We start from the raw sequence: 23,746 nt of genomic DNA, 5'->3' as shown, positions 1-23,746 counted from the left end.
AAGAGTTTGTTTGTGTAATGCCATATCGCCCGTCGCTGCCCACACCCGGGTGTGGGTATTGCAGCATCCATCGGAAGTCGACCATGGGAAAAACAGTGCCCGATTGTTGCCGCTCATCCTCGACACGGCGAGGATTTTTGTCGGCGAGTCTGAAGCGGATTTTACTCCGCTGCGACAACAGCTTAAAGCCGAGAATTTAGCGCCTGTGCTGGTGTATCCGGCGGATGATGGTGAGGTATTCAGCCTTCCGTCTGTTGGGGGCCAGCCGGAATCCAGGGTGCTGCTGCTCTTGGATGGTACCTGGCGCAAGGCGCTGAAGATGTATCACCTCAACCCCTGGCTTCACAGCTTGCCCAAGCTGGCATTCACCCCGGATTCGCCATCGGCATATCGAATCCGTAAAGCCAGCCGCAGCGATAGCCTGTCCACTCTGGAGGCTGCGGCCTGTGCGCTGGCACAGTTGGAGCCGGGGCTGGACATCCGCCCTATGCTTCAGTGTTTTGATGCCATGATAAGCAGGCGCCTTGAGGCCATGCCGGAGGCGGTGCGGCAAAGGTATTTGACTGACCCTGAACGCGAAACTGACTGATGAGCGCTTAAGGCGTCACTACCCGGTGAAAGCGTCTTTTTGGTTGCGCTCCCTGTCCACTGGCCGGACAATAAGCTGGCTCACCCTGCGCGACTCTCCAAGGGAAGGAACTGTATGACCATACCAAAACTGCTGCTTGTCCTCTGCGTAGCCACTATTATGGCTACACCACTTCACGCCGCCGACGATACCAAGCCCCGGTTGGTGATGAAGGCCGATAAGGCCCGCGAACAGGCGCAAAAAACCGAAGCAGAGCAGCTTGAAAAGGCCCGTGCCGCCGCAGCTGAAACCTCAAGCCGTGAGGCAGATGTGCTTAAACGCCAGCAGCTGGGCGAGTGGGAAGATACCCAGCGCGACAAGGCCGCAGCCCAGTTCGATGAACGTGAAAGTCGCGAGCAAAAATACCTGCGGGAAGCCAAAGAGGCGGCCAGTAAAGAGCGCAAGATCCCCAAACCATGAATTTTTCCTGTTCCCTGTGCGGTGGCAACGACTTGTATCTGTTTGCCGAAGACCGCCGTCGTCCCTATTACCGTTGCCGCTGCTGCGCCCTGGTGCAGGTGCCTGCGCCCTTCCATCTAAGCGCAGAGGACGAAAAGGCCGAGTACGACAAACACGACAATGGTGAAGACAGCCCAGGTTATCGCAGCTTTTTAAGCCGGACCCTCACCCCCTTGCTGCCACGTCTCAACCCCGGCGACAAAGGCCTGGATTATGGCTGCGGCGCCGGCGCCCTCCTCGCCAAAATGGCTCGCGAGCAAGGGTTTGAGTTTGCCGCATACGATCTCTATTACTTCCCTGACCGCGCCGTACTGGCAGCCCGGTATCAATGCGTGACGCTCACCGAAGTCATTGAGCACGTGGCCGACGCCCGCGCCTTACTGGATGAACTCTCAAACCTGCTTGCACCGGGTGCCCTGCTCGCCATCATGACCAAGCGGGTACTCTCAGCCGAGGCCTTTAGCCGCTGGCACTATAAAAACGACCCCACCCATATCAATTTTTACTCCGATGAGACTTTCGCCTGGATAGCGGCCGAGCGCGGCTGGGCACTGGAAATTGTCGATAAAGACGTGGTGTTTTTACGCACCCCAAGCTGATTGGTTACTCTGGTTCTACAGCGGTGGGTGGCTCAGCGTTCTGCATGGGCCGGATAGCGTCATCCAGCCGGTATCACTTTCATTTACAATTTTTAAACCTCAATCTTTCTGTCCACCCTTGCTGGCGTTGGGGAAATTGCTTTTAAATGGCGGATTAACCAAAGTAATACACCATTTAACCACTTGGAGCAGGAAGCGAGATGAAGCGAACGCTATCAGCCCTGGCTCTGGCAATGGGGCTGGCAATGGCCCCCATGATGAGCCAGGCCACCACTGCCGCCGATATCAAGAGTTTTACCCTGGATAACGGCATGAAAATCATGGTGCTGGAAGATGCTTCCATCCCCAACGCCAACATGTATCTGTTCTGGAAAGTGGGCTCGCGCAACGAAGCTCCGGGCATTACAGGTATCTCCCACTTTTTCGAGCATATGATGTTTAACGGCTCGAAAAAGTACGGTCCCAAGATGTTTGACCGCACCATGGAAGCAGCCGGTGGCGCCAACAACGCCTACACCACCGAAAACCTGACCGTGTACACCGACTGGTTCCCCGCCTCCGGCCTTGAAACCATTTTCGACCTGGAAGCCGATCGTATCGCCAATCTGGACATCAATGCCGATATGGTTGAAAGCGAGCGCGGCGTGGTAACCTCAGAGCGCAGCACTGGCCTGGAAAACTCCAATATCCGGGTTCTGATGGAAGAACTCAAAGGCGTCGCCTTCCGCGCCCACCCCTACAGCTGGCCTGTGATTGGCCACGAATCGGATATTGCCGCCTGGACCCTGAACGATCTGGTGCAGTATCACAAGACCTACTACGCTCCCAACAATGCCGTGGTGGTGATTGCCGGTGATGTCAAACTGGCCGAAGTAAAGTCTCTGGCAAACAAGTATTTCGCCCCGATTCCTGCTCAGGCGCCACCCCGCGAAGTGAAAACCGTGGAGCCGCTGCAAAAAGGTGAGCGCAGAACCTTTATTCACAAGCCTTCTGCCAGCACGCCCAACGTGATGATGGCCTACCATGTGCCTGCCACGTCCCACGAAGACTACTACGCGCTGGAATTGCTGGCGGGTATTTTGAGTGCCGGTAACAGCTCGCGCCTGTATCAATCCATGGTCGACAGCCAGTTGGCGCTGGAAGCCGACACCTATTTCCCCATGTCGTTCGACCCCAACCTCTTCTACCTCTATGCCGTGGGTGCTCCCGGGGTGAAGGCCGATGCGCTGGAGCAGGAGCTGATTGCCCAAACCAATCGCATTGCCGCCGAGGGTGTCACCGAGCAAGAGCTTGAAAAAATCAAAAACATCAAGCTGATGGATTTTTACCGCGCCATGGAAACCATCAACGGTAAAGCCAATACCCTGGGTACCTACGAACTCTTCTTCGGCAGCTTCGATAAGCTGTTCAATGCCCCCGAGGCTTACAACAAGGTCAGCACCGCCGATATTCAGCGCGTGGCGCAAACCTATCTGAAACGGGCCAACCGCAGCGTGGCCGTGTTGTCTGCCGAGGAGGAAATGGACAAATGATGCAATATAAACCTCTGTTGATTGTGGCAGCACTGGCTCTGGCCGGCTGCACCGCTACCCAGGACGTTAAGCGCACGCAGGAACCGGCAGCCGCCGCGTTTCAGCTGCCCGCCTATGAAAAGGTGACTCTGGATAACGGCCTGACTGTGTTTTTGATGCAGCAAAAAGAAGTGCCGCTCATTACAGTGAACGCCGTGGTACGTGCCGGTGCGGTGAACGACACCAGTGCAGGTATCTCAGCGCTGACGGCCGAAGGTCTGATGCTCGGCAGTGCCGGCAAGTCCAAGCGTGATATCGAAAACCAGGTGGATTTTCTGGGTGCCAGCTTAAGCGCCGAAGCCGGTAAAGAAGGCAGCTATATCAGTGCCAAATTCATGGCCAAGGACCTGGATACCATGCTGCCGCTGTTCGCCGATGTGCTGCTGCGCCCTGACTTCGATGCCACCGAATTTGACAAGCTCAAGCAGCGCGAAGTGGGTGGACTCATTCAGGCCAAGGAAAGCCCAAGAGCCGTGGTGGGCAACTACTTCGGTAAGTTGGTATACGGCGAGCATCCCTATGGCAACGCCAGCGGTGGAAACAGTGAGTCGGTCGCCGCCCTTACCCAGCAGCAGGTTCGTGCTTTCTACAAAGGTTTTTATCAGCCCAACAACACCTCCATTTCTGTGGTGGGTGACTTTGATGTGGCCGACATGAAAACCCATCTGAGCCGCACCTTCGGCGCATGGCGCTCAGATGCAGCTCCCCAGCAGCAATCCTTGAAACAAGGTCTGCCGGTGCTGGAAAAGAGCCGGGTGCTTTTGGTGGACAAGCCAGACGCCATGGAAACCACTTTCCTGATTGGTGGTATGGGGATTTCTGAAGACAACCCGGACGCCGTGGGCTTAACCGTGGTGAACACCATTCTCGGTGGTCGCTTTACCTCCTGGCTCAATGATGAGCTGCGTGTGAATGCCGGTCTGACCTATGGTGCCCGCTCCGGTTTTGCTTCATACCGCGATAGTGGCCTGTTCCAGATAAGCACCTTCACCAAAACCGACACGACCGAAGCCGCCATCGATCTGGCGCTGAAAACCTATGCCCGCCTGTGGGAGCAGGGGATAGATCAGGCAACACTGGATTCGGCCAAGGCCTATGTGAAGGGGCAGTTCCCGCCCAAGTTTGAAACCAGCGGCCAGCTCGCCGGGCTTTTGTCTGACATGTACCTCTATGGCTTTGATAACAGCTATATCAATGACTTCGAGCGTAAAGTTGATAGCCTGACCCTGGAAGAAACCCAGCGTTTGATCAATACCTACTTCCCCAAAGACAAGCTGCAGTTTGTACTGATTGGCAATGCAGCCAAGGTGGCACCCATCGCCGCCAAGTACGGTGAAGTCACCCAGGTGAACATCAAGGATGTAGGTTTCGGCGGTTAACACCCAATCCATACGGGTAAAAAAGGGTCTGCGGTTGCAGGCCCTTTTCATTTTCAGCGCTGTGAAGCGAAGACCGTTATCTGTTCTACACTTAATTTCGAGGTGGCGGCTGCAGTCGGAATGTGGCCGGGATTCAGTCCGGACCAAGAAGGAATGGAAGAAGGTCATGAAAAATCAAGAACATGCCCAAGATGAAGATTCGCTGTCAATGGAGAGTCTGGAAGCGGCCTTGCTGGGAGAAGCGGACTGGCTGCATGTGCAGGAAACGGTCAAGTTACTGCTGCTTTCCATCGCCCAGATAGAGTTGACCCTCACGGATGGTGAATACAATGTGACCGGATTGGGGCAGCAATTTACCGACATGGCGTCGCACCTGCGGCAGGTGAATCTTTACCTTGCCAATCAGCCAGATACGCCAAAAGACATTATTAAGCACGGCATTATGCTGGAAACCGAAATCGACAAGGGTGTGGTGGCATTTCAATTCTACGACCGCCTGTCCCAGCGGCTGCAGCATGTGGTGACAGGGCTTGCCCTCACGGAAGATTTGCTCTGTGATGATAAAAAGCGCTTGCAGGGTGAGGAATGGCAGCGGGTGCAAAAACAGATTAAATCCACATACTCCCTTGAATGTGAACGTAAAATGTTCGATCTTGTGCTTCAGGGTATGCCACTTCATGAAGCCTTGGCGCTGTATCGGGATGAACATCTTTACCGCAAAGACGATATCGAACTCTTTTAGCTCTGCCCTCTGTGCCTTGTCTGCGTTGCTGCCGCTGGCGGCGGCTGAGATGCCCTTTGCCGATTGGTGCACCAGCCTTGCCGGACAGTGGCAGGGCACGGGTGCCCGCCCCGGTGAGTCGCCCAAGTCGTTAACCACCCAGGCCATGTGCAGTGCCGATCGCCAGCAGCTTATCTTCAGCGTCAGCCCGGGGGCGCGTTTCTCCAACAGTGAAACCTGGTGGTTTCGCCGTCAGGGAGACAGAGTACTGCTGACTTACTTCAATGGCGTTACCGAAGACAAGGGGCAGGAGTTCAGCCTCTATCGTCGCAGTGGCGGCTATTCCCTGCTGGGCGAGGGCGTGGTGAATGAACGTCCCGCCCTTATCCAGCTGCTGTTTGAGCCCAAAGACCAGGGTTGGCAGTGGCTGCAACAATCCCGATTTCTCGATGATGATATTGAGCAGTACATGCTCTATCGGGGGCTATCCTTGCAGCCGTTACCGGCCTTATCAACGAGTGAGAGCCATCCGGTTAACTGACTTTGATCAGCCGGCGCCGCCAAAGCCCTGTTGGCGCCAGGCTTCGTAGCTGATGATGGCAACAGCGTTGGACAGGTTCAGGCTGCGGCTCGATTCCACCATGGGAATACGCAGGCGCTGCCCGGTGGGTACCGAGTTGATAATGTCCATGGGCAGCCCCCGGCTCTCGGGGCCAAAAAGCAGTACATCCCCAGCCTGATACGCCAACTCGGTGTGAGGTCGGCTGCCCTTGGTGGTGCAGGCCAGAATGCGCCGGCCTGCCATGGCCTCAAGGAAGCTTGGGAAGTCTTTATGGCGGGTGACCCGGGTCATGTCACTGTAATCCAGCCCGGCTCGGCGCAGCTTTTTCTCTTCCAAATCAAACCCCAAAGGTTCAATCAGGTGCAGCTCGCAGCCATTGTTGGCGCACAGGCGAATAATATTGCCCGTGTTGGGGGCGATTTCGGGTTCATAGAGGGCGATGTGGAACATGGGAACTGGCATCCGGATTACGTTGGGCGGGAGTATAACAAAGCCGGGCAGTGGCGCCCAAAAAAACAGGCCCCCAGCATGACTGGGAGCCTGGATGAAACGGCAGCAGCTTAGAGTTTGAGGTGCTTTGCCAATGGCAGCTCGCGGTAACGCTCACCGCCGGCTGCCACTATGGCATTGGTCAGTGCCGGTGCCACCGGGGGTACCCCGGGTTCCCCCACACCGCCCGGCACAGCACTGGAGGCGATGATTTCGGTCGAAATAGGCGGGCACTGGGGCAGGCGCAGCAGTGGATAGTCGTGGAAGTTGGACTGGGTCACGGCGCCCTTGTCGAAATCGATTTCGCCAAAGAGCGCGAGGCTTAAGCCAAACATCACGGCGCCTTCCATCTGGGCGGCTACCCGGTCGGGATTGACCACGGTGCCGGCGTCCATCAGCGCGATGGCATCCACCAGGGTAAGCTTGTCACCCTCAAGATGCACCTTAATGGCCACGGCGGCATAGGCAACAAAGCTTCGGTGAATGGCAAAGCCCCAGCCTTCGTTTTTGCCCGCCGGCTTTTGTGCCATCAGTGCTTCGGCGCGGTCAATCAGTTTAAGGTAGCGTCCCACATCCACCGGATGACGGCTCAGTTCCTCGCCATAGTTGCCATACTCAAAGCCTTGATTGGCAAAGTTTTCAATCCGCGCTTTGCCAAGCAGTTCCTTCCACTGGGCGGTGCAGGGTTTACCATTGGCAATGGCGAGTTCGTCCACAAAGCTGCCCACCCCAAAGCCGTGCTGAATGTTACTCACCGACCTTAACCAGCCGATGCGGGTGTGGGTTTCGGCCTTCACGGCTTCGCAGCGCACGGCGCCAATGTCCCAGGGGATATCGGTAAAGCCCAAATCCAGTTCGAACGGCTGCGGTGTGTCCACGGCGGCATCGAAGGTGCTGCCAATGGAGGGGAAGGCAGTGCGCGACAATATCGCCTGCACCTTGCCCTTGTCATCAATGCAGGCCTGGTAGTACTGGGCGCTGACGGCGTGCAGGTAACCGTTTCTTATCTCATCTTCTCGGCTCCACTGCACCAGCACAGGTTTGTTGATTTTGCTGGAAATATACGCCGCTTCAACGCTGAAATCCGGTTTGGACTTGCGGCCAAAACCGCCACCGAGCAGGGTGACGTTCACCTTCACCTTGTCTTCATCAATACCCAGCATGCCAGCCACATTTTGCTGAGTGCTTTGGGGGGTTTGGCTGCTGGCCCACAGCTCGCAGCCGTTTTTATCGACGCTGGCAATCACCGCCGGTGGCTCCATGGGCGCATGGGCAAGATAGGGCACTGTGTAAGTGGCGCTGACAGTCCTCGCTTCTGGCCAGCTTGCAGGCTGGCTGCCAAGCTCGCGGGCCACTTTCCCGGGCTCCTGCACCCTTTGTTTGAGGGTATCGAGATACGTCTTGCTGTTATGGCTGTCGTTGGCGCTTTTGCTCCAGCTGAGCTTGAGGGCTTTTCTGCCTTCAAGCGCACTCCAGGTATTGCTGGCCACCACTGCCACGCCGCCGAGCGGCTGAAACGCCGGCGCGCCCTTGGGCACGGGCAAGGGGACTATATCCAGCACACCGGCCACCTTGCGGGCCGCGCTGTCATCCATGGACTCAAGCGCACTGCCAAACACCGGAGGGCGGGCAATCACGGCATACACCAAGCCTTCGGGGCGGTTATCGGCCCCATAGATGGCGCGGCCACCCAGCATGTCGTCCATGTCGACTATGGTGTGGCCCTTGCCGATTTGAGTGAATTGGTCAGGGGTTTTGAGGGTGAGGGTGTTGGCATCTGGCAGTGGCAACCTGGCGGCGGCCATGGCGAGCTCGCCATAGCTTAAGCGTTTATTGCTGCCTTTGTGATGCACCGCGTGGGCCTTGGCATAGACCTCGCTCAGGGGTACCTGCCAGCGCTCGGCGGCGGCTTGCTCCAGCATGTGTCTTGCCATGGCGCCCATCTCGCGCATCTTGTCGAAGCCTTTGCGGATACTGCGGCTGCCGTCGGTGTTCTGGCTGCCGTAGCGTTTGTCGGCGAGGCCCTGTACCACCACGACTTTGTCCCAGTCGGCTTCCAGTTCGTCGGCCAGAATCTGAGGAATGCCCGTGCGTATGCCCTGGCCCATTTCAGAGCGGTGACAGGTGAGGTACACCCGATTGTCTTCGCCGATGGCGATAAAGAGGTTGAGGCGCTGCTCTTCGCCAAAGGCGGCGGTTTGCGCTGCGAGCATGGGGCTCCAGCCGAGACCCGAGGCTCCCAGCATCAGAGCGCCACCCGAGGCGCCAAACAGCTTGAGCACATCCCGGCGACTGAAGTTTTCAATGGCAGTAAACTTGCTCATGACTTGGCCTCCTGCTTGCCCTGATAGTCCTTGATGGCGGCGCGGATCCGGGTGTAGGTGCCGCAGCGGCAAAGGTTACCGGCCATGGCTTCGTCTATTTGGCTGTCACTGGGGCGAGGATGCTTACTCACCAGAGCCGCCGCTGACATCAGTTGGCCTGCCTGGCAAAAACCGCATTGGGGCACCTTGTGGCGGCGCCAGCTGTCTTTGAGCTTGTCGTCAGCGAGGCCCTCGATGGTGGTCACCGATTTGCCTTCCAGGCTTTGGATGCTGGTGAGACAGGCGCGCATCGGCTCGCCGTCCACATGCACTGTGCAGGCGCCGCAAAGCCCTGCGCCGCAGCCATACTTGGTACCGGTTAAGCCCATCAGATCCCGAAGCGCCCATAAGAGCGGCATTTTGGGATCGGCGTCCAGGGTAAACAAACGGCCGTTGATCTTAAGTGAAGTCATGGTTCACTGGCTCCTTGTGCTCACAAAGCGCCCGAAATCGGCGCGGGTGTCTATATCGATGCTGGCGCCGGGCAGCGCCATCCATCCCAGTTGTTGTTGTTTTTGCAATGATTTCAAAAGCCCCTTGGCGCCTCTGTCGCCACAAAGACGTGTCAGCTCACCAAAGTCGGCACGATTGAAAATCGCCGGTGCGCCGGGGGCATCCAGATACCAGGAGGCGGTGGTTTTACCCGACTCCTGCCAGCTTTGAATAAGGGACTCATAGTCTTGCGTGCAGAGCAGCGCGTGATCGGCAAGCGCCAGCAGTAAGGCGTCTGCGTCTGTGCCTAGCGCCGCACTGGCGGCAGCGGCGATGCTGTGGCCAAGGCCCAATTGCCAATGGGGCGAGGGGATAATCACTGTGTCTGAGGGCAGCAGAGGTCTCAGTGCGTTGGCGTGGCCACCCAGGCACACCTGCACCGGCAGAATCTGGGTATCGCAGCTGCTGCGCACATGGCTTAGTGCATCAAAGCTGCGGCCAAGCAGGGTAGTGCCACCCGGCAGGGGCATGGCGAGCTTGACCCCTTCGAAGCGGCGTGAGCCGCCTGCGGCCAACAGGACTGGCAAGAGTTTCATCCAGGGCCTCCGTTGTTGGGCTTGCGGGCGCATGTCGTGAGTTTGCCGTGCAGGCTTGCCTGACAGGCGGCGAGTATCGACAGGGCGATGTCGGCGGGCAGTTCACCGCCCAAGTCTATTCCGGCGGGGCTTGCCGGTGGGCAGTAAAAATCCTCCCAGCCCATGCCTGCCGTGTTTAACAGTTTCTCGCCCCGGTGGCGCGGCCCAAGGAGTGCGAGATACTTAAGCGGCAAGGGGCTGAGTTTGGGCAAAATAGCGGCGTCGAGCTCCAGGCTGTGATGCATCACCACCGCCATGTCGATACTGGCGAGAAACTCTGGGGAGAGCGCATCGGCTTCGGCTTTGAGCAATTCACAGCCTTCAAAGTCGCAGGGGCGGGCATAGCTGGTGCGGGGGTCGACTATGCTGATGCGCCACTCAAGCTGACGCGCCATTTGTGCCAGTGGTCTGGCATCCATACCGCCACCAAAGATGGCCAGATGGGGCCTTGGGCGCACAGGGACTATCAGCTGTTCAGTTTGTTGCTCGTATGTATGCCCGGTTTGATTGCCTGAAACGAGTCGGCCGGGGCGGGAGAAGTCGGCTGCCGGGAAGGGGGCTTCTGGCTCAAGATAAAAGTGGGCGCAAAGATCATCGGCCGGAGCGCGGTTTGGCGGCAGCTCAAGGCACCAAAAGCCTCGGTTGCCGCTGGCCAGCGCCTCTGCCATGGCGGCGAATTGCAGACGATGATTGGCCCTGGTCAGGGGCAGCAGCAGTATATCCACAAGGCCGCCGCAGCCTAGGCGGTAACTGGCGTCGGTTTCGTCTCTGGCATCGTAACGGCCAAGCACAGCGCAGTTTCCGGCCAATGCTTTTTGCGCCTGACGGCGAAGGTCAGCCTCAAGGCAGCCGCCACTCAACATGCCAAGGCTCGGCCCCGAGGGGTGAAACAGCATCATGGCGCCGGATTTACGGTAGGCGCTGCCTTCCACCGAAGCAATCACCGCCAGCATCCAGTCGGCATCCGGGTCACTGCGCCAGGCATCCAAGAGTGAATCCAAACGGTTGGCCATCTGTCCCTGCATCCTGTTGGCATAAAGTTTTACCCTAGCAAAAGGTACCCGAATTTAGAAGGCGCTTAAGTTTTGCCAAATGTTTCTCTCGTGCAAACCCCCAATAGACAACACCCCGACCAAGGCCGGGGTGTCGAGAGTGGGTTGGTGCAGTTGACCAAACGGGATCAGAAGAAGCCCAATGGGTTGGTGTCGAAGCTCACCAGCAGGTTTTTGGTGTTCTGGTAGTGGGACAACATCATCTTGTGGGTCTCGCGGCCGATGCCTGACTTTTTATAGCCGCCAAAGGCGGCGTGGGCGGGGTAGGCGTGGTAACAGTTAATCCATACCCGCCCGGCCTGAATGCCGCGGCCCATGCGCTGGGCAAGGTTCATGTCGCGGGTCCAGACACCGGCCCCCAGGCCATACTGGGTATCGTTGGCAATGGCGAGTGCTTCGGCTTCGTCTTTAAAGGTGGTGACCGACACCACGGGGCCGAAGATTTCCTCCTGGAATACCCGCATCTTGTTGTGGCCCTTGAGGATGGTGGGCTGAATGTAATAGCCGCCTTTTTCGGGGCCGTCCTGCAGGCTGATGTGGCCGCCCATCAACACCTTGGCGCCTTCAGAGCGGCCAATGTCCAGATAGCCTAAAATCTTGTCGTACTGCTCGCGGGACGCCTGAGCCCCCACCTGGGTGTCGGTATCCAGTGGATTGCCCTGACGTATGGTCTTGGCGCGGGCCAGCACCTTTTCGATAAAGGCATCGTAAATGGATTCCTGCACCAGTACCCGGCTTGGGCAGGTACACACTTCGCCCTGGTTGAAGAAGGCCAGCAACATACCTTCGATGGCCTTGTCCAGATAGCTGTCTTCGTGGCTCATCACATCGGCAAAGTAGATATTCGGCGACTTTCCGCCGAGCTCGACCGTTGAGGGAATGAGGTTTTCGGCGGCGCACTTGAGAATATGGTTACCTACTTCCGTGGAGCCGGTAAAGGCCAGCTTGGCGATGCGCTTGCTGGTGGCGAGGGCCGCTCCGGCCTCGGTGCCAAAGCCGTTAACCACATTGAGTACGCCCGGTGGCAGCAGATCTTCAATGGTCTCCAACAGCACCATAATGGACGCAGGCGTTTGTTCGGCAGGTTTGAGCACGATGCAGTTACCCGCCGCCAGCGCCGGGGCGATTTTCCAGGCTGCCATCAAGAGTGGGAAGTTCCAGGGGATGATTTGCCCAACCACGCCCAAAGGCTCGGGGAAGTGGTAGCTTACGGTATTGGCATCCAGATCGGCGGCGCTGCCTTCCTGGGCGCGGATACAGCCGGCGAAATAGCGGAAGTGGTCAACAAACAAAGGCAGGTCGGCGTTCAGGGTTTCGCGCACCGCCTTGCCGTTCTCCCAGGTTTCCACCACGGCCAGGCGCTCGAGGTGCTGCTCGACCCGGTCGGCAATTTTGAGCAGCAGATTGCTGCGCTCGGTGACCGAAGTCTTGCCCCAGCTGTCTTTGGCGGCATGGGCGGCATCCAGTGCCAGTTCGATGTCGCGATAGTCTGAGCGAGCCACCTGGCAAAACACCTTGCCATCTACTGGCGAGACATTATCGAAGTACTCGCCATCCACGGGGGGCACCCATTTGCCGCCGATAAAGTTGTCGTATCTGGCCTTGAATGAAGCGATGGCACCCGCTGTGCCCGGAGCGCTGTAAATCATCTGCTTGTCCTTTTTTGCTGTTGAGAGAGTCTTGTTGTTGTGATTGTTCCGACGGTGCAATCAGCCAGTCGGTGAACAACCTCTATCGCAAAGGATGGGCCATAATTGTTCAACTTGTCGCCAATTCGACCTAACAGTATGATGAAAAGCTTATTTTCGAATATACGCAGCTGCGGGTCGGCCGAGGGATTGGCCTGGCGACCGAAGTCGTATTGTTGCGCCTTGGTACAGTTGTTTGATTGGCTGTGCCGAAATGGAACACAGGAGCATACAGATGAAATCTGCCATTCAGCCCTGGCTTGCCGACTCCTGGCGCCGCAGTGAAGGTGCCGGTCTCAGCGAAACCCGTCCCGGTGAGCTCAAACTCTCCCGGGTCGAGCTGGACGAGCGCTGTGAGCGTCACCGTCAGCTCATCACGCAGGTGGAATCCGAAGCCCTGCCGCTGTTTACCCGTCTCATGTCCCACACCGACAGCCGACTGATTTTGTCAGACGCCGACGGTTTTGTGCTGCGCCACTGGGGGCTGTCGCGCTACTCAGACCGCCTGGCCAATGTGGCGCTGGACTGCGGCGTGAATTGGCTCGAAGAGCACAAGGGCACCAATGCCATAGGCACAGCGCTCAGGGCTAAAGAAGCCCTCTCCGTGGTGGGTGAGCAGCACTTTTGCCGCCCCCACCGTTTTATGAGCTGCACCGCCAGCCCGATTTTTTCGCCGTCCGGCGAGCTGATTGGCGCCCTCGATATCACTTCTGAAAGGCTCAAGCACAATCAACAAACACTGCTTTTGATCTCCAGCCTGGCGCAGCAGATAGAAACCGCGCTTCTGTGCGCGCTGCCCGGTGGCCGCTTTCGGGTAGATTTGGCGGCCAGCCGTCAGCTTTTGAGTTCCGGTTGGCAGGGCATCCTGATTGCCGATGATGATGGCCGCTTGCTTGGACTTAACCCCATGGCACGCCAGTATCTGGGCGGCGCGTCGCCCGGGATGCCGCTGGGGGAGCTGTTGGGTGATAACTGGCAGTCTCAGCAGGCGCTGTGCCCCCGGGGTGAGCTGCATCTGGCTACCTCGGCGATCAACAAGGGCGCCTTGCCGATTAAAATTAATAAAACCAACGGTTTGCATGGTGTTAAACCGCTGCGCTTTCATGACCCTCAGCTCGAAACTGCCTGGCAGCAGGCACGCAAGGTAATTAGCCGCAAGATCCCGCTGTTGGTGCAGGGCGAAACCGGGGTCGGTAAAGAACACTTCGTCCGTCAGCTGTATCAGGACAGTCGACTCGATGGTGAGCTGGTGGCGGTAAACTGTGCCGCCCTGCCGGCCGAGCTGATTGAAGCCGAGCTCTTTGGTTATCAGGGCGGCGCCTTTACCGGTGCCTCCCGTCAGGGGCACCTTGGCAAGGTGCGTCAGGCCGACGGCGGTTTTCTGTTTCTGGATGAAATTGGCGAGTTGTCGCTGGCGGCTCAGGGGCGGCTTTTGCGGGTATTGCAGGAGCGGGAAGTGACCCCGGTAGGCGGGCTTAAAACCCACAGAGTGGATATTCAGGTGGTGGCCGCCACCCACATGGATTTGGCCGATATGGTGCGCCATGGCCGTTTTCGCGAAGATTTGTACTTTCGTCTCAACGGCCTGCAGGTCAGCTTGCCGCCACTGAGGCAGCGTGCCGATAAGTCACGGCTGATCCATAAGCTTCACCGCCAGTACCGGGTGAACCCGCCGGGAGATGAGCAGCAGCTGTGTCCGCAGTTACTGACGTTGCTTGAGGCCTATAGCTGGCCGGGTAACCTCAGGGAGCTGGATAACCTGATGCAGGTGGCTTGCCTGATGGCAGAGGGGGAGTGCGAGCTGAATCAGGCCCATCTCAGTGATGCCCACCGGCGGGTGCTGATGCAAGCTCGTCCCTGTTGTCTGGACAGGGCGCATTCGGAAAGCACCCAATCGGCCTCAGAATCAAGCCTTAAGGCCGAGCTTGATGCTCGCATTCAGACAACCCTCGCCGAGTGCGGCGGCAATATCAGTGAAGCGGCCCGCCGCCTTGGGGTAAGCCGCAACCTGATCTACCGAAGCCTGAGGCGTACAGACAGTTAACGCTAGCGGGGCATGCGAATGTGCACGCACAGGCCGCCGGCGGGTCGGTTTTGGGCGCTGATACTGCCGCCCTGGGCTTCGATGGCCGCCGCGGTAATGGCAAGGCCCAGCCCCCAGCCCCCGCTTTCGCGCTCGCGGGACTTATCGGTGCGGTAAAAGGGGCGGAAGATGGCCTCGAGCTCGGCTTCATCGACCCCCGGGCCATCGTCGCAGATTTGAATTTCCACCTGGCCCTGAGAGTCTGTCACTGTGAGACTGACTTGCTGCCCGGCGTAGCGGATGGCGTTACGGAGCAAATTTTCCACCGCACGGGCCAGCAACTTGGGGTTGTGACTTAAGCGCAGGTTGTCGTCCATCTCGATGAGCAAATCCTTTCCGCACTCATTGGCTTCAAATTCCGCATCATCAAGCACCTGACCGAGGGTCTCGGCTAGTTCTGAGTCCACCTTGGCCTCGGTGGCGCCCATGGTCACCCGGGAGAGGGTTAACAGTTCGGCTATCAGGGCATCGAGCTGCTCGGCCTCGTGGGCAATACGGCTAAGCTCATTGCTGTCCTGACCGCGCTTGCGTGCCAGTGCCAGCGCCAGCTGCAGCCGGGTCAGCGGGGTGCGAAGCTCGTGGCTGATATCCCCCATCAATCGCTGCTGATTGTTAACCTGTTGCTCAATGGCTTCGGCCATGGCATTGAAGGCGTGGCCAAGCTGGCCCAGTTCGTCGCGGCGATTCAGGGTGGCCGCATCGACCCGGCTGCCAAGGTCGCCACGGGCCAGGGCATCGGCGCTCTGTTTGAGGACCTTAAGGGGCCTGCCAAGGTGCCAGGCCAGCAGGCCGCACAGGAGGCCCGAGACCAGTACCGCCAGTCCCAGAGTCAGCAGTTTGTGCTCGATAAAAAACAAAAACAGCGGCCTGGGATGCTGCCCCGGTACCCGGCCATAGAGGCGATACTCCTTGCCATCAACCTTGAAAACCCTGGGACCAAAGACCATTTCATCGCGAAACTGATACATGATGGGACGCTCGGCTTCTTCGGCGAGCAGAATAAATTTGCGCAGGGTGCGGGGTTGGCGCTCACCGAGGATGCGGCCTTCTTCATTGGCAATAAAAAGCCGCATAGGCATGCCATCGGCATGACGCGACCGCTCCCAGCGCCGCATCCGTTCGGGCTCCATCAGTTCTGGTTCCCGCTCTATCGCGCTGGCAATCTTATCCAGCCTCTGTTGCAGCTCGTGGGGGACAGGGGCGGACTCCTGACGCTGTTGCAGCAGTGGCAAACTGCCCACGGCAACGAGCACCACAGAGCTGCACAGCCAGAAGCCGAGCAGCAGCTTGATGAAGAGTCGATTGGGCAGGGTTTGGGTGTTCATTTGAGCCAGATGTATCCCTTGCCGCGAATGGTTTTAACCCTCGGGCGGCCATCGCTGCGCTCGGGCAGCTTTTTGCGCAGGTTCGACAGGTGCATATCCAGGCTGCGGTCAAAGGGCATAAGGCGTTTGCCGAGCACGGTTTCACTCAGGGTTTCTTTACTGACCAGCTCGCCAGCCTGGGAGGCCAGCTGTAACAGCAGGGCGAATTCGGTACCTGTGAGGTTGATGAGGGTCTGGGCGCACCAGGCTTCCTGGCGGCTCGGGTCCAACTTCAGGTCACCAAGTTGTATCTCTTCCTGGGCCTGACTCTGTGGCGTACCCGGCTGGGCCCGTCTCAAAATGGCACGAATACGGGCCACCAACTCGCGGTCGTTAAAGGGTTTGGGCAGGTAGTCATCTGCACCTATTTCGAGCCCCACGACCCGGTCAATATCATCGCCGCGGGCGGTGAGCATGAGTACCGGCGTTTGCTTGTGGTTGCGCAGCTGCTTAAGTACTTCAAAGCCATTCAATTTAGGCAGCATCACATCCAGCAGTATCAGGTCAAAGTGGCTGCTGACGGCCTTGCTGAGTCCTTCGGCACCATCGTGGGCGAGGGTGAGGACAAAGCCTTCCAGCTCCAGTAATTCTTTTAACAGCTCAGACAAACCTGGATCGTCATCAACAAGCAACAAGTGATTCATTTAACCTCCGGGATCAGGATTCCCAGTATAACCAGCTGTACGTCAATGGGTGTTTTACCTTTGTAAGTCTGTGTAAAGAAGCCGGCGCCGACCATCTTTACACTTTTTTACCCGCCCGGCACCCTCGTTGACATTGACCACAATACACTGGGAACTGTCGAAACACACAAGTCCTAACAATCACAATGAGGTGATATATGAACAAGTTAATGATAAAGCGTGGTCTTATTGCGCTGGTTGCCGGCAGTGCCCTGCTCGGTGGTGTGGCCATGGCCAATCCCCACCATGAAGGAGGCCATGAAGGTCGCCCCATGATGGACAATATGCGCCATATGTTCCGTGGCCTGGATCTGACAGATGAGCAAAAGACCCAGTTCCGTGAGCTGATGAAGGCCCACAAAGACGAGCGTAAAGCCCAGCGCGACGACAAAGATGATGCCGCCCGCACGGCTCATCATGAAAAAATGAAAGCTTTGATGAGTGCAGCCACCTTCGATGAAGCGGCGGCCAAGGCGCTGATTGCCGAACGTCAGGCCATGGGCGAGGCCCGTGCACTGGAGTCCATGAAGCTGCAGCATCAGATGTATCAGTTGCTGACGCCTGAGCAAAAAGCCAGGTTTCAGGCCCGCTTTGACGAGCGCAAAGCCGAGCGGGAAGAGCGTCGCAAAGAACGCCAGGAAGCGTTTTAAGCCAGGGTACAGCTTAGCCTGACAGGCCGGAGCCATGTTCCGGCTCGCGTTTCCCGACCCCGAACGGGCATAGCCGTACAAAATTTGTTATAAGAGAACCACCTGCCTTGTGTGGTTCTTTTTTATGTCTGTTGAAAGAAGTTATGCCTTCTGGGTCAAGCTTGCCAGCCGCGCTGCGGTGGCGACGGCGTTTACCCTGATTCTGATTAAGCTATTCGCCTGGCTGTGGTCGGGTTCGGCCAGTATGCTGGCGTCGCTGACCGATTCTTTTGCCGATGCACTTGCCTCCATCGTGAATTTTATTGCTATCCGCTATGCGTTGACGCCTGCAGACGATGAGCACAGGCATGGCCACGGTAAGGCAGAGCCGCTGGCGTCTCTGGCACAATCGGCGTTTATCTTGGGCTCGGCTTTTTTGCTGCTGTTTCACGGTGGAGAACGACTCCTGAGTCCGGCGCCGCTGGAGCATGCGGCTGTAGGGATTTGGGTATCCGCCATTGCCATTGTGCTCACGCTTGCCCTGGTGACCCTGCAGAAAAAGGCGCTGGCTGCCACCGGCAGCACTGTGGTGGAGGCCGACTCACTGCACTATAAATCGGATTTGTTTTTGAACGGCGCCGTGCTGCTCGCCCTGGTGCTGGCGCAGTATGGACTCTGGTGGGCCGATGGCCTGTTCGCTTTGCTGATAGCGCTTTATATCGGCCAGCAAGCCTTTGGGCTGGGGTACCGCTCGATTCAGGCATTGCTGGACAGAGAGTTAGATGAGGAAAGACGCAGCGCCATAGTCACCCTTGCTCAAGAGGATACCCGGGTAAGAGGGGTGCACGACCTCAAAACCCGTCAGGCCGGTCAGACCATCTTTATTCAGTTGCACCTGGAACTGGACGGTGATCTGCCGCTTCGCGAGGCGCACCGTTTATCGGATAAGACCGCTGCGCGTATTCGTACGGCTTTCCCCGAGGCGGAAATCATCATTCACCAGGATCCTGTGTAACGCCTGTGTTAGTGGATGTGGTCTCGGTGTGTTTTGCTCCCCAGCCTGGAAACCTTGGGTTAACCCGGTTTACGGTTGCGAAATAAGTTTTTCTTAACGTATTGATACATTCAGCAATTGTTCAGCAGACTTCGACGATATTCTCCGGCATTACTCCAGCAATGTCGTGAAAGGAAATCCAATGAACAAAATGAAACTGGCGGCCCTGGCCGCACTCATCGCCAGCACAGGTGCCATGGCAGAAACCGATAAAACGGGTTTTTATGTGGGTGGTGCCATCAATCAGGTAAAGGCCTCCGGCGATGGTGATGGTTCTGCCGATGGCGTGGGTTTTGGTGCTTACGGCGGCTACAACTTCAACGAATGGTTTGGTTTGGAAGCCAACCTGTTTGCCAGTGGCGATCTGGGCGAAGAGAGAGTCGATATGGGGGCCGGCGCTCTGACCTTTACCCCAAAATTTACTTACCACTTCAATGATACCTTCTCCGCCTTTGCCAAGGTGGGTGTGGCTTCCATGGCCGTGGTGGTGGACTATGGTCCATTCGATGCTGATTACACAGGTTGGGGTGTGGCCTGGGGGGTAGGCGTTAACGCTGCGCTGACCGAAAAACTGAACCTGCGATTGAGCTACGATGAAACCCGTGGTGATTTGGACGACAGTGGTTTTTGGTTTGACAACGAATACTACAATGGCGAAATCGACAACGTGAAGATTTCCCAGATTTCTTTGGGACTGCACTACCAGTTCTGATGCCTGTGCCGCAGTGAAAGTCCCGTTCAGGGACGGTGTGATAAGGACGCTTCGGCGTCCTTTTTTGCTTTCTGTGCCACCAAGTTGGCTTTTCTTTGATGTGATTTTATTCACAAGTGTTTTAAATATTTGACGCAGATCATGGCTTGTTCACATCGGCATCAGCTAATTTAAACGAGCGTTTTTCAATATTCATAACAAAGGAAAGTCATGTACCCCATCTTATTGAAAGCTCATATTATTTTGGCTTTTACTGCCTTTGCCAGCTTACTGCTCAGAACCTATTGGGGGATTAAAAAACCTGCCATGCTGAAACAGACTCTGGCGCTTAAAGCCCATAAAATCATTACCTTGCTGATGCTGCTCAGTGCCATAGCGCTGTGCCTGCTGCTGGGCATGTATCCTGTTGCTCAGGCATGGCTCACCGAAAAGCTGGTGCTGTTTGTACTCTATGTGGGCCTTGGCATTGGCGCTATCCGGCCTGAAGCGCCGAAAAATCAGCGCCTGGTGCTCACCGGCGCGGCATCTGTGTGTTTTGTGTTGATGATGATTATTGCCAAGAGCCACAGTGCACTGCTGCTTGGCTAAGCACATCGCTGGCGGCTATTACGCTTAAAACAGGGCCCGCTTGCGGGCCTTTATTGTGGTTTTTTCGAAAGGAAGCCAGCAGGGCGTTAATCTTACTTCTGTTAACGAAAGTTTGCCGTTAAGATAGCGACCAACAATCAAGGATGTTGGCGGCTTTTCAATGAGTTCAGGTTATCGGCTTCAACCCCATGGCTTTGATAACCGGCATTGAGAGCACCGCGACCATACAAAAAGGGAACACGATGAAACTCAAACCTCTGCTTATTGCCACCATGCTGCTTGGTGCAGCCGCGCCCGCCTTTGCCGCCAAAGATCTCGGTTTTTACGCCGGTGGCTACGTCAGCAATACCAACCTCGATGACAAAATTGGCCCCTTCGATGAGTCAGCCTGGGGCCTGGGTGCCTATGGTGGCTACAACTTCAACCAGAGTTTTGGTGTCGAGGCCAGCGTGTTTGGCACCGACAGCTTTATCGATGGCGTCGACTTACAGGTCGTGGGGCTCACCTTCGCGCCGACGGTACGCCATGCGTTCAGCGAAACTGTGACTGTCTACCTCAAGGGTGGTGTGGTGTATCAGGTTATCGCCAGTGATGACAGCCTGGACGATGACTATCAGGGCACGGGCTACCTGCTTGGTGCCGGGGTAGACATCAGTTTTTCCAGCAACCTGGCCATGCGGGTGTTTTATGAATTCAGCGAAATCGAGCCAGAGCACGATGAGCTGAACAACTACTTCGCCAACACGCGCATGGATCACTATGGCGTGGGCCTGCACTGGCGCTTCTGAGCCTGCTCATCGTTAAACGAGAAGGGACGCTTGCAGCGTCCCTTTTTCATAGCGTCCAACAGCCTGTTAATCCATCTCAAGCTCTTTGAGTTTACGGGTGAGGGTATTGCGGCCCCAGCCGAGGCGGCGGGCGGCCTCTTGTTTATGGCCCTGGGTGTGCTTGAGCGCGACTTCGAGCATGATGCGCTCGAAGGTGGGCTGCATATCGGCCAGCAGATCCGATTCCCCTTCTCCGAGACGCCTGTCGACGATTTCTCTGAGAGCGCTTTCCCAATCACCGGCCACCATGGCGCCAGCATGATTGACAACCGGGTCCTTGAAGAGCTCCGGCGGCAGGTCCTGTGGCAGTATTTCTTGCCCCGAGGCCATCACAGTGAGCCAGCGGCAGGTGTTTTCAAGTTGGCGCACGTTACCGGGCCAGGGCAGCTGCTGCAGCTTTGTGGCTGTTTCTTTGGCCAGCACCTTGGCTTCAACCCCGATTTCACGGGCCGCAGCGGCCAAAAAGTGGCGGGTCAATTGTGGGATATCTTCGCGGCGCTCTCGAAGCGGCGGCAGATGCACCCTGATCACGTTCAGTCGGTGGAACAGGTCTTCCCGGAACTGGCCCTGTTGCACCAGTCGCTCCAGATCCTGGTGAGTGGCAGCAATAATGCGTACGTCCACCTGTACCGGCGAGTGGCCACCCACACGGTAAAACTGACCATCGGCCAGTACCCTCAGCAGCCGGGTTTGCACATCCAGCGGCATGTCGCCGATTTCATCCAAAAACAGGGTGCCGCCGTTGGCCTGTTCGAAGCGGCCCTGACGCACACCGGCGGCACCGGTAAAGGCGCCCTTCTCGTGGCCAAATAGCTCAGATTCAATCAGGTCCTTGGGAATGGCAGCCATGTTCAGTGCAATAAAGGGCTTGTCCTTGCGGGGACTGTGTTTATGCAGTGCCCCTGCCACCAATTCTTTACCCGTGCCTGACTGGCCATTGATGAGCACGCTGATGGACGAGCGTGACAGGCGGCCAATGGCGCGAAACACCTCCTGCATCGCCGGGGCTTCACCTATGATTTCCGGCGTCTTGACTGGTTCGCTGGCATGGGCCTGAGGTGCCTGCTCACTGGCGTGGGTCAGGGCCCGCTCCACCAGGGCGATGGCTTCGTCGATATCGAAGGGCTTTGGCAGATACTCAAAGGCACCGGACTGATAGGCGGCCACGGCGCTGTCGAGGTCCGAGTGCGCCGTCATTATGATGACCGGAATATGGGGGTAATGCAGGCCGATGCGCTCGAGCAGCGTTAAACCGTCGGTGCCGGGCATGCGAATGTCCGACACTATCACCTGAGGCTGCGATAACTCCAATGCCTGCCACAGCGACTCGGCCGCCGCGAAGCTGGCGCTTGTGATACGCGCGCTCTTGAGGGCTTTTTCAAGCACCCAACGGATAGAGCTGTCGTCGTCGAGGATCCAAACCTGTTCACTGATACTCATGCAGTCTCCTTTTGGGTCCTATTTTCCGGTTTTGATGGGCAGGGTGAGCACAAACTGGGTGTGACCGGGGCTTGAGTCGCAGTCGATGCGGCCACCATGAAGCCTGGCGATGTTGTGGGCAATGGAAAGGCCCAGCCCCGAGCCCTGCTCCCGGCCGGTCACCATGGGGTAAAAGAGGGTATCCATCAGCTCAGGTGGTATCCCCGGACCGTCATCAATCACAGACAGCATCAGCACCAGCTTGTGGCGCTGGGCGCCTATGGTGACCTGATGGCTGGTGCGGGTGCGCACCGTGATGGTGCCCCCACCGTCTTCCAGTGCCTGCACCGCGTTCTGCACTATGTTGAGCAGCGCCTGCTGCATCTGATCGGCATCCAAATCTATGTCGGGAATGGATGGGTCATAGTCCCGGATAACACGGATGTTGGTGGGTGTGGACAGCTCAACCAGCTTTATCACCTTTTCGGCGACTTCATGGATGTTGTGGGGTAAATGCGCCGTGGGTTTTTGCGGCCCCAGCAGTTTATCGACCAGGGCACGCATGCGGTCGGCCTGTTCAATAATCAGGGTGGTGAACTCCTTTAGCGATTCATCGTCCAGCTCGCGTGCAAGCAATTGCGCGGCCCCGCGCAGGCCGCCAAGGGGATTTTTGATCTCGTGGGCGAGATTACGCACCAGAAACTGCGCTGCCTGCTGCTGGGCATCCTGGGTCAGTTGTTGGTGGATGCGGCGCTGCTGATCCACCTGACGCAGCTCAAGCAAACTCAGGCCGGGTTCATTTTCCAGTGGGATCAGGGTGAGGTCCACTGTGTGGTGTTGGCCGTCAAAGGTCACCAGGCTGGCGGTGTTAACCGTCAGTCCCAGTCCCTGACGCACCGCGTCGGCCAGGATGGTGGCAGCCACTTCCTGCAACTGAAAAATATCGGTCAGGGCCTGTTCGCTGAGGCGATGACTGCCGGTGCCAAGTAACTGCTCGGCGGCGGCGTTGGCAAAACAGGGTTTTAGACCTGAGTCTATGACCAGTACAGCGGTCACCAGGTGATTGAGCAGGTTTTGAGTATCCATCGGGCCTTTCCTGACTGGGTCTGCACCAATATGGTGCACCAATATGGTGCAGTCCGCAAGTGTCAGCAGTGGCCTTTGGCGTGAATTGGGTTTGATTAACTTATTGTTATAATTATTTTTATTTTATCAATTGCCCGAAACGGGAACCGCCTTGGGTTGCTGCAACACGCTGGTACGGTGCAAAAACAGGGTTCTACTGCCACTGGATGCAATCGGTTTGCCATTTCGGGCAATCAGCTGCACTTCGATGCTGTGTTCACCCCGGTCCAGTTCGCTGACCCGGAATAAAGGCACGTCCATCGCGTCACCCCACACCTTGCCATCGATGCGCAGCACCCACAGGGCATTGGCCGGTTTTTCCGGCGTGACCGTGGCCGTAACCTCAAATTTGCCCTCGTTGCTGCGAATGGTTTCGTCGGCTTCAGGGGTCAAAATGGTTATCTCGTATTCGATGGCTTCGACTTGGGTGTCTGCTTTGGGCACGGCAGCAGGCACATCCAAACGAATCTGATTTGCTGAAGTTTCTTTCAGTTCGACAACTTCGGCATTGGGCTGGGGTTTATCGCTGTAATGAACCTTGCCGTCTTTGTCGACCCATTTATAGACATTTGCCTGAACGCTTAAACTCAGGGCCAGCAGGCCAAAAAGGGTAAAGGTGCGCATAAGCCTATCCTGTGGTTTCACATCTGACTAAAGATAGCGTTTTGCGCGCAGAAAGTCGCC

The 23,746-nt window shown here is 57.1% G+C and carries 24 protein-coding genes; 13 read left to right on the top strand and 11 right to left on the bottom strand.

The features are described from left to right. The first annotated feature begins 10 nt into the window (after positions 1-10). From JQC75_RS17730 to JQC75_RS17700, 7 genes are all read left to right on the top strand, one after another. Entirely contained in the window at positions 11-589 is a 579-nt protein-coding gene (locus JQC75_RS17730) for a tRNA-uridine aminocarboxypropyltransferase (RefSeq protein ID WP_239002043.1), read from the top strand. Positions 590-703: 114 nt separating this feature from the next. Then, on the top strand, positions 704-1,048 hold the full coding sequence (locus JQC75_RS17725; RefSeq protein ID WP_203325332.1) for a hypothetical protein: 345 nt from the start codon (positions 704-706) through the stop codon (positions 1,046-1,048). Beyond that, a complete protein-coding gene (locus JQC75_RS17720) occupies positions 1,045-1,686 on the top strand; it encodes a class I SAM-dependent methyltransferase (RefSeq protein ID WP_203325331.1) in 642 nt (213 codons plus the stop codon). Before JQC75_RS17725 ends, JQC75_RS17720 begins: the two co-directional genes overlap by 4 nt. Positions 1,687-1,886: 200 nt before the next feature. Then, positions 1,887-3,218 carry a M16 family metallopeptidase gene (locus tag JQC75_RS17715; protein WP_203325330.1) on the top strand — a complete coding sequence of 444 codons (1,332 nt, stop codon included), beginning with the start codon at positions 1,887-1,889 and terminating at the stop codon, positions 3,216-3,218. Beyond that, entirely contained in the window at positions 3,215-4,636 is a 1,422-nt protein-coding gene (locus tag JQC75_RS17710; RefSeq protein WP_203325329.1) for a M16 family metallopeptidase, read from the top strand. Before JQC75_RS17715 ends, JQC75_RS17710 begins: the two co-directional genes overlap by 4 nt. A gap of 166 nt (positions 4,637-4,802) precedes the next feature. Continuing rightward, a complete protein-coding gene (locus JQC75_RS17705; protein ID WP_203325328.1) occupies positions 4,803-5,378 on the top strand; it encodes a hypothetical protein in 576 nt (191 codons plus the stop codon). Then, complete coding sequence (locus tag JQC75_RS17700; RefSeq protein WP_239002042.1) at positions 5,314-5,898, top strand: hypothetical protein; 585 nt, start codon at positions 5,314-5,316, stop codon at positions 5,896-5,898. Before JQC75_RS17705 ends, JQC75_RS17700 begins: the two co-directional genes overlap by 65 nt. A 6-nt stretch (positions 5,899-5,904) precedes the next feature. On the opposite strand, the gene trmL is transcribed toward JQC75_RS17700, so the two are convergent. From trmL to exaC, 6 genes are all read right to left on the bottom strand, one after another. After that, complete coding sequence (trmL, locus tag JQC75_RS17695) at positions 5,905-6,369, bottom strand: tRNA (uridine(34)/cytosine(34)/5-carboxymethylaminomethyluridine(34)-2'-O)-methyltransferase TrmL (protein ID WP_203325327.1); 465 nt, start codon at positions 6,367-6,369, stop codon at positions 5,905-5,907. 110 nt (positions 6,370-6,479) lie between these two features. Further along, positions 6,480-8,732 (bottom strand): xanthine dehydrogenase family protein molybdopterin-binding subunit, encoded by a 2,253-nt coding sequence (locus JQC75_RS17690; RefSeq protein ID WP_203325326.1) that lies wholly within the window; start codon positions 8,730-8,732, stop codon positions 6,480-6,482. After that, a complete protein-coding gene (locus JQC75_RS17685; protein WP_203325325.1) occupies positions 8,729-9,184 on the bottom strand; it encodes a (2Fe-2S)-binding protein in 456 nt (151 codons plus the stop codon). Before JQC75_RS17685 ends, JQC75_RS17690 begins: the two co-directional genes overlap by 4 nt. A gap of 3 nt (positions 9,185-9,187) precedes the next feature. After that, the gene (locus JQC75_RS17680) at positions 9,188-9,799 is read right to left on the bottom strand and encodes a nucleotidyltransferase family protein (RefSeq protein ID WP_203325324.1); all 612 of its coding nucleotides are present in this window, start codon (positions 9,797-9,799) and stop codon (positions 9,188-9,190) included. Next, entirely contained in the window at positions 9,796-10,851 is a 1,056-nt protein-coding gene (locus JQC75_RS17675) for an XdhC family protein (protein WP_203325323.1), read from the bottom strand. The genes JQC75_RS17680 and JQC75_RS17675 overlap by 4 nt, the downstream gene beginning before the upstream one ends. A gap of 167 nt (positions 10,852-11,018) precedes the next feature. After that, positions 11,019-12,539, bottom strand: a complete 1,521-nt coding sequence (gene exaC, locus JQC75_RS17670; protein WP_203325322.1) for an acetaldehyde dehydrogenase ExaC — start codon at positions 12,537-12,539, stop codon at positions 11,019-11,021. A gap of 274 nt (positions 12,540-12,813) precedes the next feature. On the opposite strand from exaC, the gene JQC75_RS17665 reads away from it, so the two are divergent. Further along, positions 12,814-14,622, top strand: a complete 1,809-nt coding sequence (locus JQC75_RS17665) for a sigma-54-dependent Fis family transcriptional regulator (protein ID WP_203325321.1) — start codon at positions 12,814-12,816, stop codon at positions 14,620-14,622. A gap of 2 nt (positions 14,623-14,624) precedes the next feature. Here JQC75_RS17665 and JQC75_RS17660 read toward each other — a convergent pair whose 3' ends face one another. Both JQC75_RS17660 and JQC75_RS17655 read right to left on the bottom strand, forming a co-directional pair. After that, a complete protein-coding gene (locus tag JQC75_RS17660) occupies positions 14,625-15,986 on the bottom strand; it encodes an ATP-binding protein (protein ID WP_203325320.1) in 1,362 nt (453 codons plus the stop codon). After that, on the bottom strand, positions 15,983-16,669 hold the full coding sequence (locus JQC75_RS17655) for a response regulator (RefSeq protein ID WP_203325319.1): 687 nt from the start codon (positions 16,667-16,669) through the stop codon (positions 15,983-15,985). The genes JQC75_RS17660 and JQC75_RS17655 overlap by 4 nt, the downstream gene beginning before the upstream one ends. Positions 16,670-16,866: 197 nt before the next feature. Between JQC75_RS17655 and JQC75_RS17650 the strand changes: the two genes are divergently transcribed. The 5 genes from JQC75_RS17650 to JQC75_RS17630 all read left to right on the top strand — a co-directional run bounded on the left by JQC75_RS17650 (position 16,867) and on the right by JQC75_RS17630 (position 20,479). Beyond that, positions 16,867-17,358, top strand: coding sequence for a Spy/CpxP family protein refolding chaperone (locus JQC75_RS17650; RefSeq protein ID WP_203325318.1), 492 nt, complete (start codon positions 16,867-16,869; stop codon positions 17,356-17,358). A 124-nt stretch (positions 17,359-17,482) separates the two neighbouring features. After that, positions 17,483-18,352: a cation efflux pump FieF gene (fieF, locus tag JQC75_RS17645; RefSeq protein WP_203325317.1), complete on the top strand. Its 870-nt coding sequence runs from the start codon at positions 17,483-17,485 to the stop codon at positions 18,350-18,352. A 181-nt stretch (positions 18,353-18,533) separates the two neighbouring features. Further along, a complete protein-coding gene (locus JQC75_RS17640; RefSeq protein ID WP_203325316.1) occupies positions 18,534-19,103 on the top strand; it encodes a porin family protein in 570 nt (189 codons plus the stop codon). A gap of 210 nt (positions 19,104-19,313) precedes the next feature. Beyond that, on the top strand, positions 19,314-19,691 hold the full coding sequence (locus JQC75_RS17635) for a SirB2 family protein (protein WP_203325315.1): 378 nt from the start codon (positions 19,314-19,316) through the stop codon (positions 19,689-19,691). Positions 19,692-19,933: 242 nt separating this feature from the next. Next, positions 19,934-20,479 (top strand): outer membrane protein, encoded by a 546-nt coding sequence (locus JQC75_RS17630; protein ID WP_203325314.1) that lies wholly within the window; start codon positions 19,934-19,936, stop codon positions 20,477-20,479. A 66-nt stretch (positions 20,480-20,545) separates the two neighbouring features. On the opposite strand, the gene glnG is transcribed toward JQC75_RS17630, so the two are convergent. From glnG to JQC75_RS17615, 3 genes are all read right to left on the bottom strand, one after another. After that, positions 20,546-21,958, bottom strand: a complete 1,413-nt coding sequence (gene glnG, locus JQC75_RS17625) for a nitrogen regulation protein NR(I) (RefSeq protein WP_203325313.1) — start codon at positions 21,956-21,958, stop codon at positions 20,546-20,548. A gap of 18 nt (positions 21,959-21,976) precedes the next feature. After that, a complete protein-coding gene (gene glnL, locus JQC75_RS17620) occupies positions 21,977-23,023 on the bottom strand; it encodes a nitrogen regulation protein NR(II) (RefSeq protein WP_203325312.1) in 1,047 nt (348 codons plus the stop codon). A gap of 126 nt (positions 23,024-23,149) precedes the next feature. Beyond that, positions 23,150-23,686 (bottom strand): DUF4124 domain-containing protein, encoded by a 537-nt coding sequence (locus JQC75_RS17615; RefSeq protein ID WP_203325311.1) that lies wholly within the window; start codon positions 23,684-23,686, stop codon positions 23,150-23,152. Positions 23,687-23,746: the final 60 nt, after the last annotated feature.

The organism is Shewanella litorisediminis (genome assembly GCF_016834455.1).
GTDB lineage: Bacteria > Pseudomonadota > Gammaproteobacteria > Enterobacterales > Shewanellaceae > Shewanella > Shewanella litorisediminis.
Note: the sequence above shows the minus strand (reverse complement) of the source record. Positions and strands in the feature narration are given on the sequence as shown.

Coding starts and splice junctions, on each gene's coding strand:
- glnG (WP_203325313.1), bottom strand. CDS start 21,958: ATGAGTATCAGTGAACAGGTTTGGATCCTCGACGACGACAGCTCTATC.
- JQC75_RS17700 (WP_239002042.1), top strand. CDS start 5,314: ATGAAGCCTTGGCGCTGTATCGGGATGAACATCTTTACCGCAAAGACG.
- JQC75_RS17640 (WP_203325316.1), top strand. CDS start 18,534: ATGAACAAAATGAAACTGGCGGCCCTGGCCGCACTCATCGCCAGCACA.
- JQC75_RS17710 (WP_203325329.1), top strand. CDS start 3,215: ATGATGCAATATAAACCTCTGTTGATTGTGGCAGCACTGGCTCTGGCC.
- JQC75_RS17655 (WP_203325319.1), bottom strand. CDS start 16,669: ATGAATCACTTGTTGCTTGTTGATGACGATCCAGGTTTGTCTGAGCTG.
- glnL (WP_203325312.1), bottom strand. CDS start 23,023: ATGGATACTCAAAACCTGCTCAATCACCTGGTGACCGCTGTACTGGTC.
- JQC75_RS17680 (WP_203325324.1), bottom strand. CDS start 9,799: ATGAAACTCTTGCCAGTCCTGTTGGCCGCAGGCGGCTCACGCCGCTTC.
- JQC75_RS17660 (WP_203325320.1), bottom strand. CDS start 15,986: ATGAACACCCAAACCCTGCCCAATCGACTCTTCATCAAGCTGCTGCTC.
- JQC75_RS17630 (WP_203325314.1), top strand. CDS start 19,934: ATGAAACTCAAACCTCTGCTTATTGCCACCATGCTGCTTGGTGCAGCC.
- JQC75_RS17725 (WP_203325332.1), top strand. CDS start 704: ATGACCATACCAAAACTGCTGCTTGTCCTCTGCGTAGCCACTATTATG.
- JQC75_RS17615 (WP_203325311.1), bottom strand. CDS start 23,686: ATGCGCACCTTTACCCTTTTTGGCCTGCTGGCCCTGAGTTTAAGCGTT.
- JQC75_RS17650 (WP_203325318.1), top strand. CDS start 16,867: ATGAACAAGTTAATGATAAAGCGTGGTCTTATTGCGCTGGTTGCCGGC.
- JQC75_RS17705 (WP_203325328.1), top strand. CDS start 4,803: ATGAAAAATCAAGAACATGCCCAAGATGAAGATTCGCTGTCAATGGAG.
- trmL (WP_203325327.1), bottom strand. CDS start 6,369: ATGTTCCACATCGCCCTCTATGAACCCGAAATCGCCCCCAACACGGGC.
- JQC75_RS17635 (WP_203325315.1), top strand. CDS start 19,314: ATGTACCCCATCTTATTGAAAGCTCATATTATTTTGGCTTTTACTGCC.
- JQC75_RS17685 (WP_203325325.1), bottom strand. CDS start 9,184: ATGACTTCACTTAAGATCAACGGCCGTTTGTTTACCCTGGACGCCGAT.
- JQC75_RS17665 (WP_203325321.1), top strand. CDS start 12,814: ATGAAATCTGCCATTCAGCCCTGGCTTGCCGACTCCTGGCGCCGCAGT.
- exaC (WP_203325322.1), bottom strand. CDS start 12,539: ATGATTTACAGCGCTCCGGGCACAGCGGGTGCCATCGCTTCATTCAAG.
- JQC75_RS17675 (WP_203325323.1), bottom strand. CDS start 10,851: ATGGCCAACCGTTTGGATTCACTCTTGGATGCCTGGCGCAGTGACCCG.
- JQC75_RS17715 (WP_203325330.1), top strand. CDS start 1,887: ATGAAGCGAACGCTATCAGCCCTGGCTCTGGCAATGGGGCTGGCAATG.
- JQC75_RS17690 (WP_203325326.1), bottom strand. CDS start 8,732: ATGAGCAAGTTTACTGCCATTGAAAACTTCAGTCGCCGGGATGTGCTC.
- fieF (WP_203325317.1), top strand. CDS start 17,483: ATGTCTGTTGAAAGAAGTTATGCCTTCTGGGTCAAGCTTGCCAGCCGC.
- JQC75_RS17720 (WP_203325331.1), top strand. CDS start 1,045: ATGAATTTTTCCTGTTCCCTGTGCGGTGGCAACGACTTGTATCTGTTT.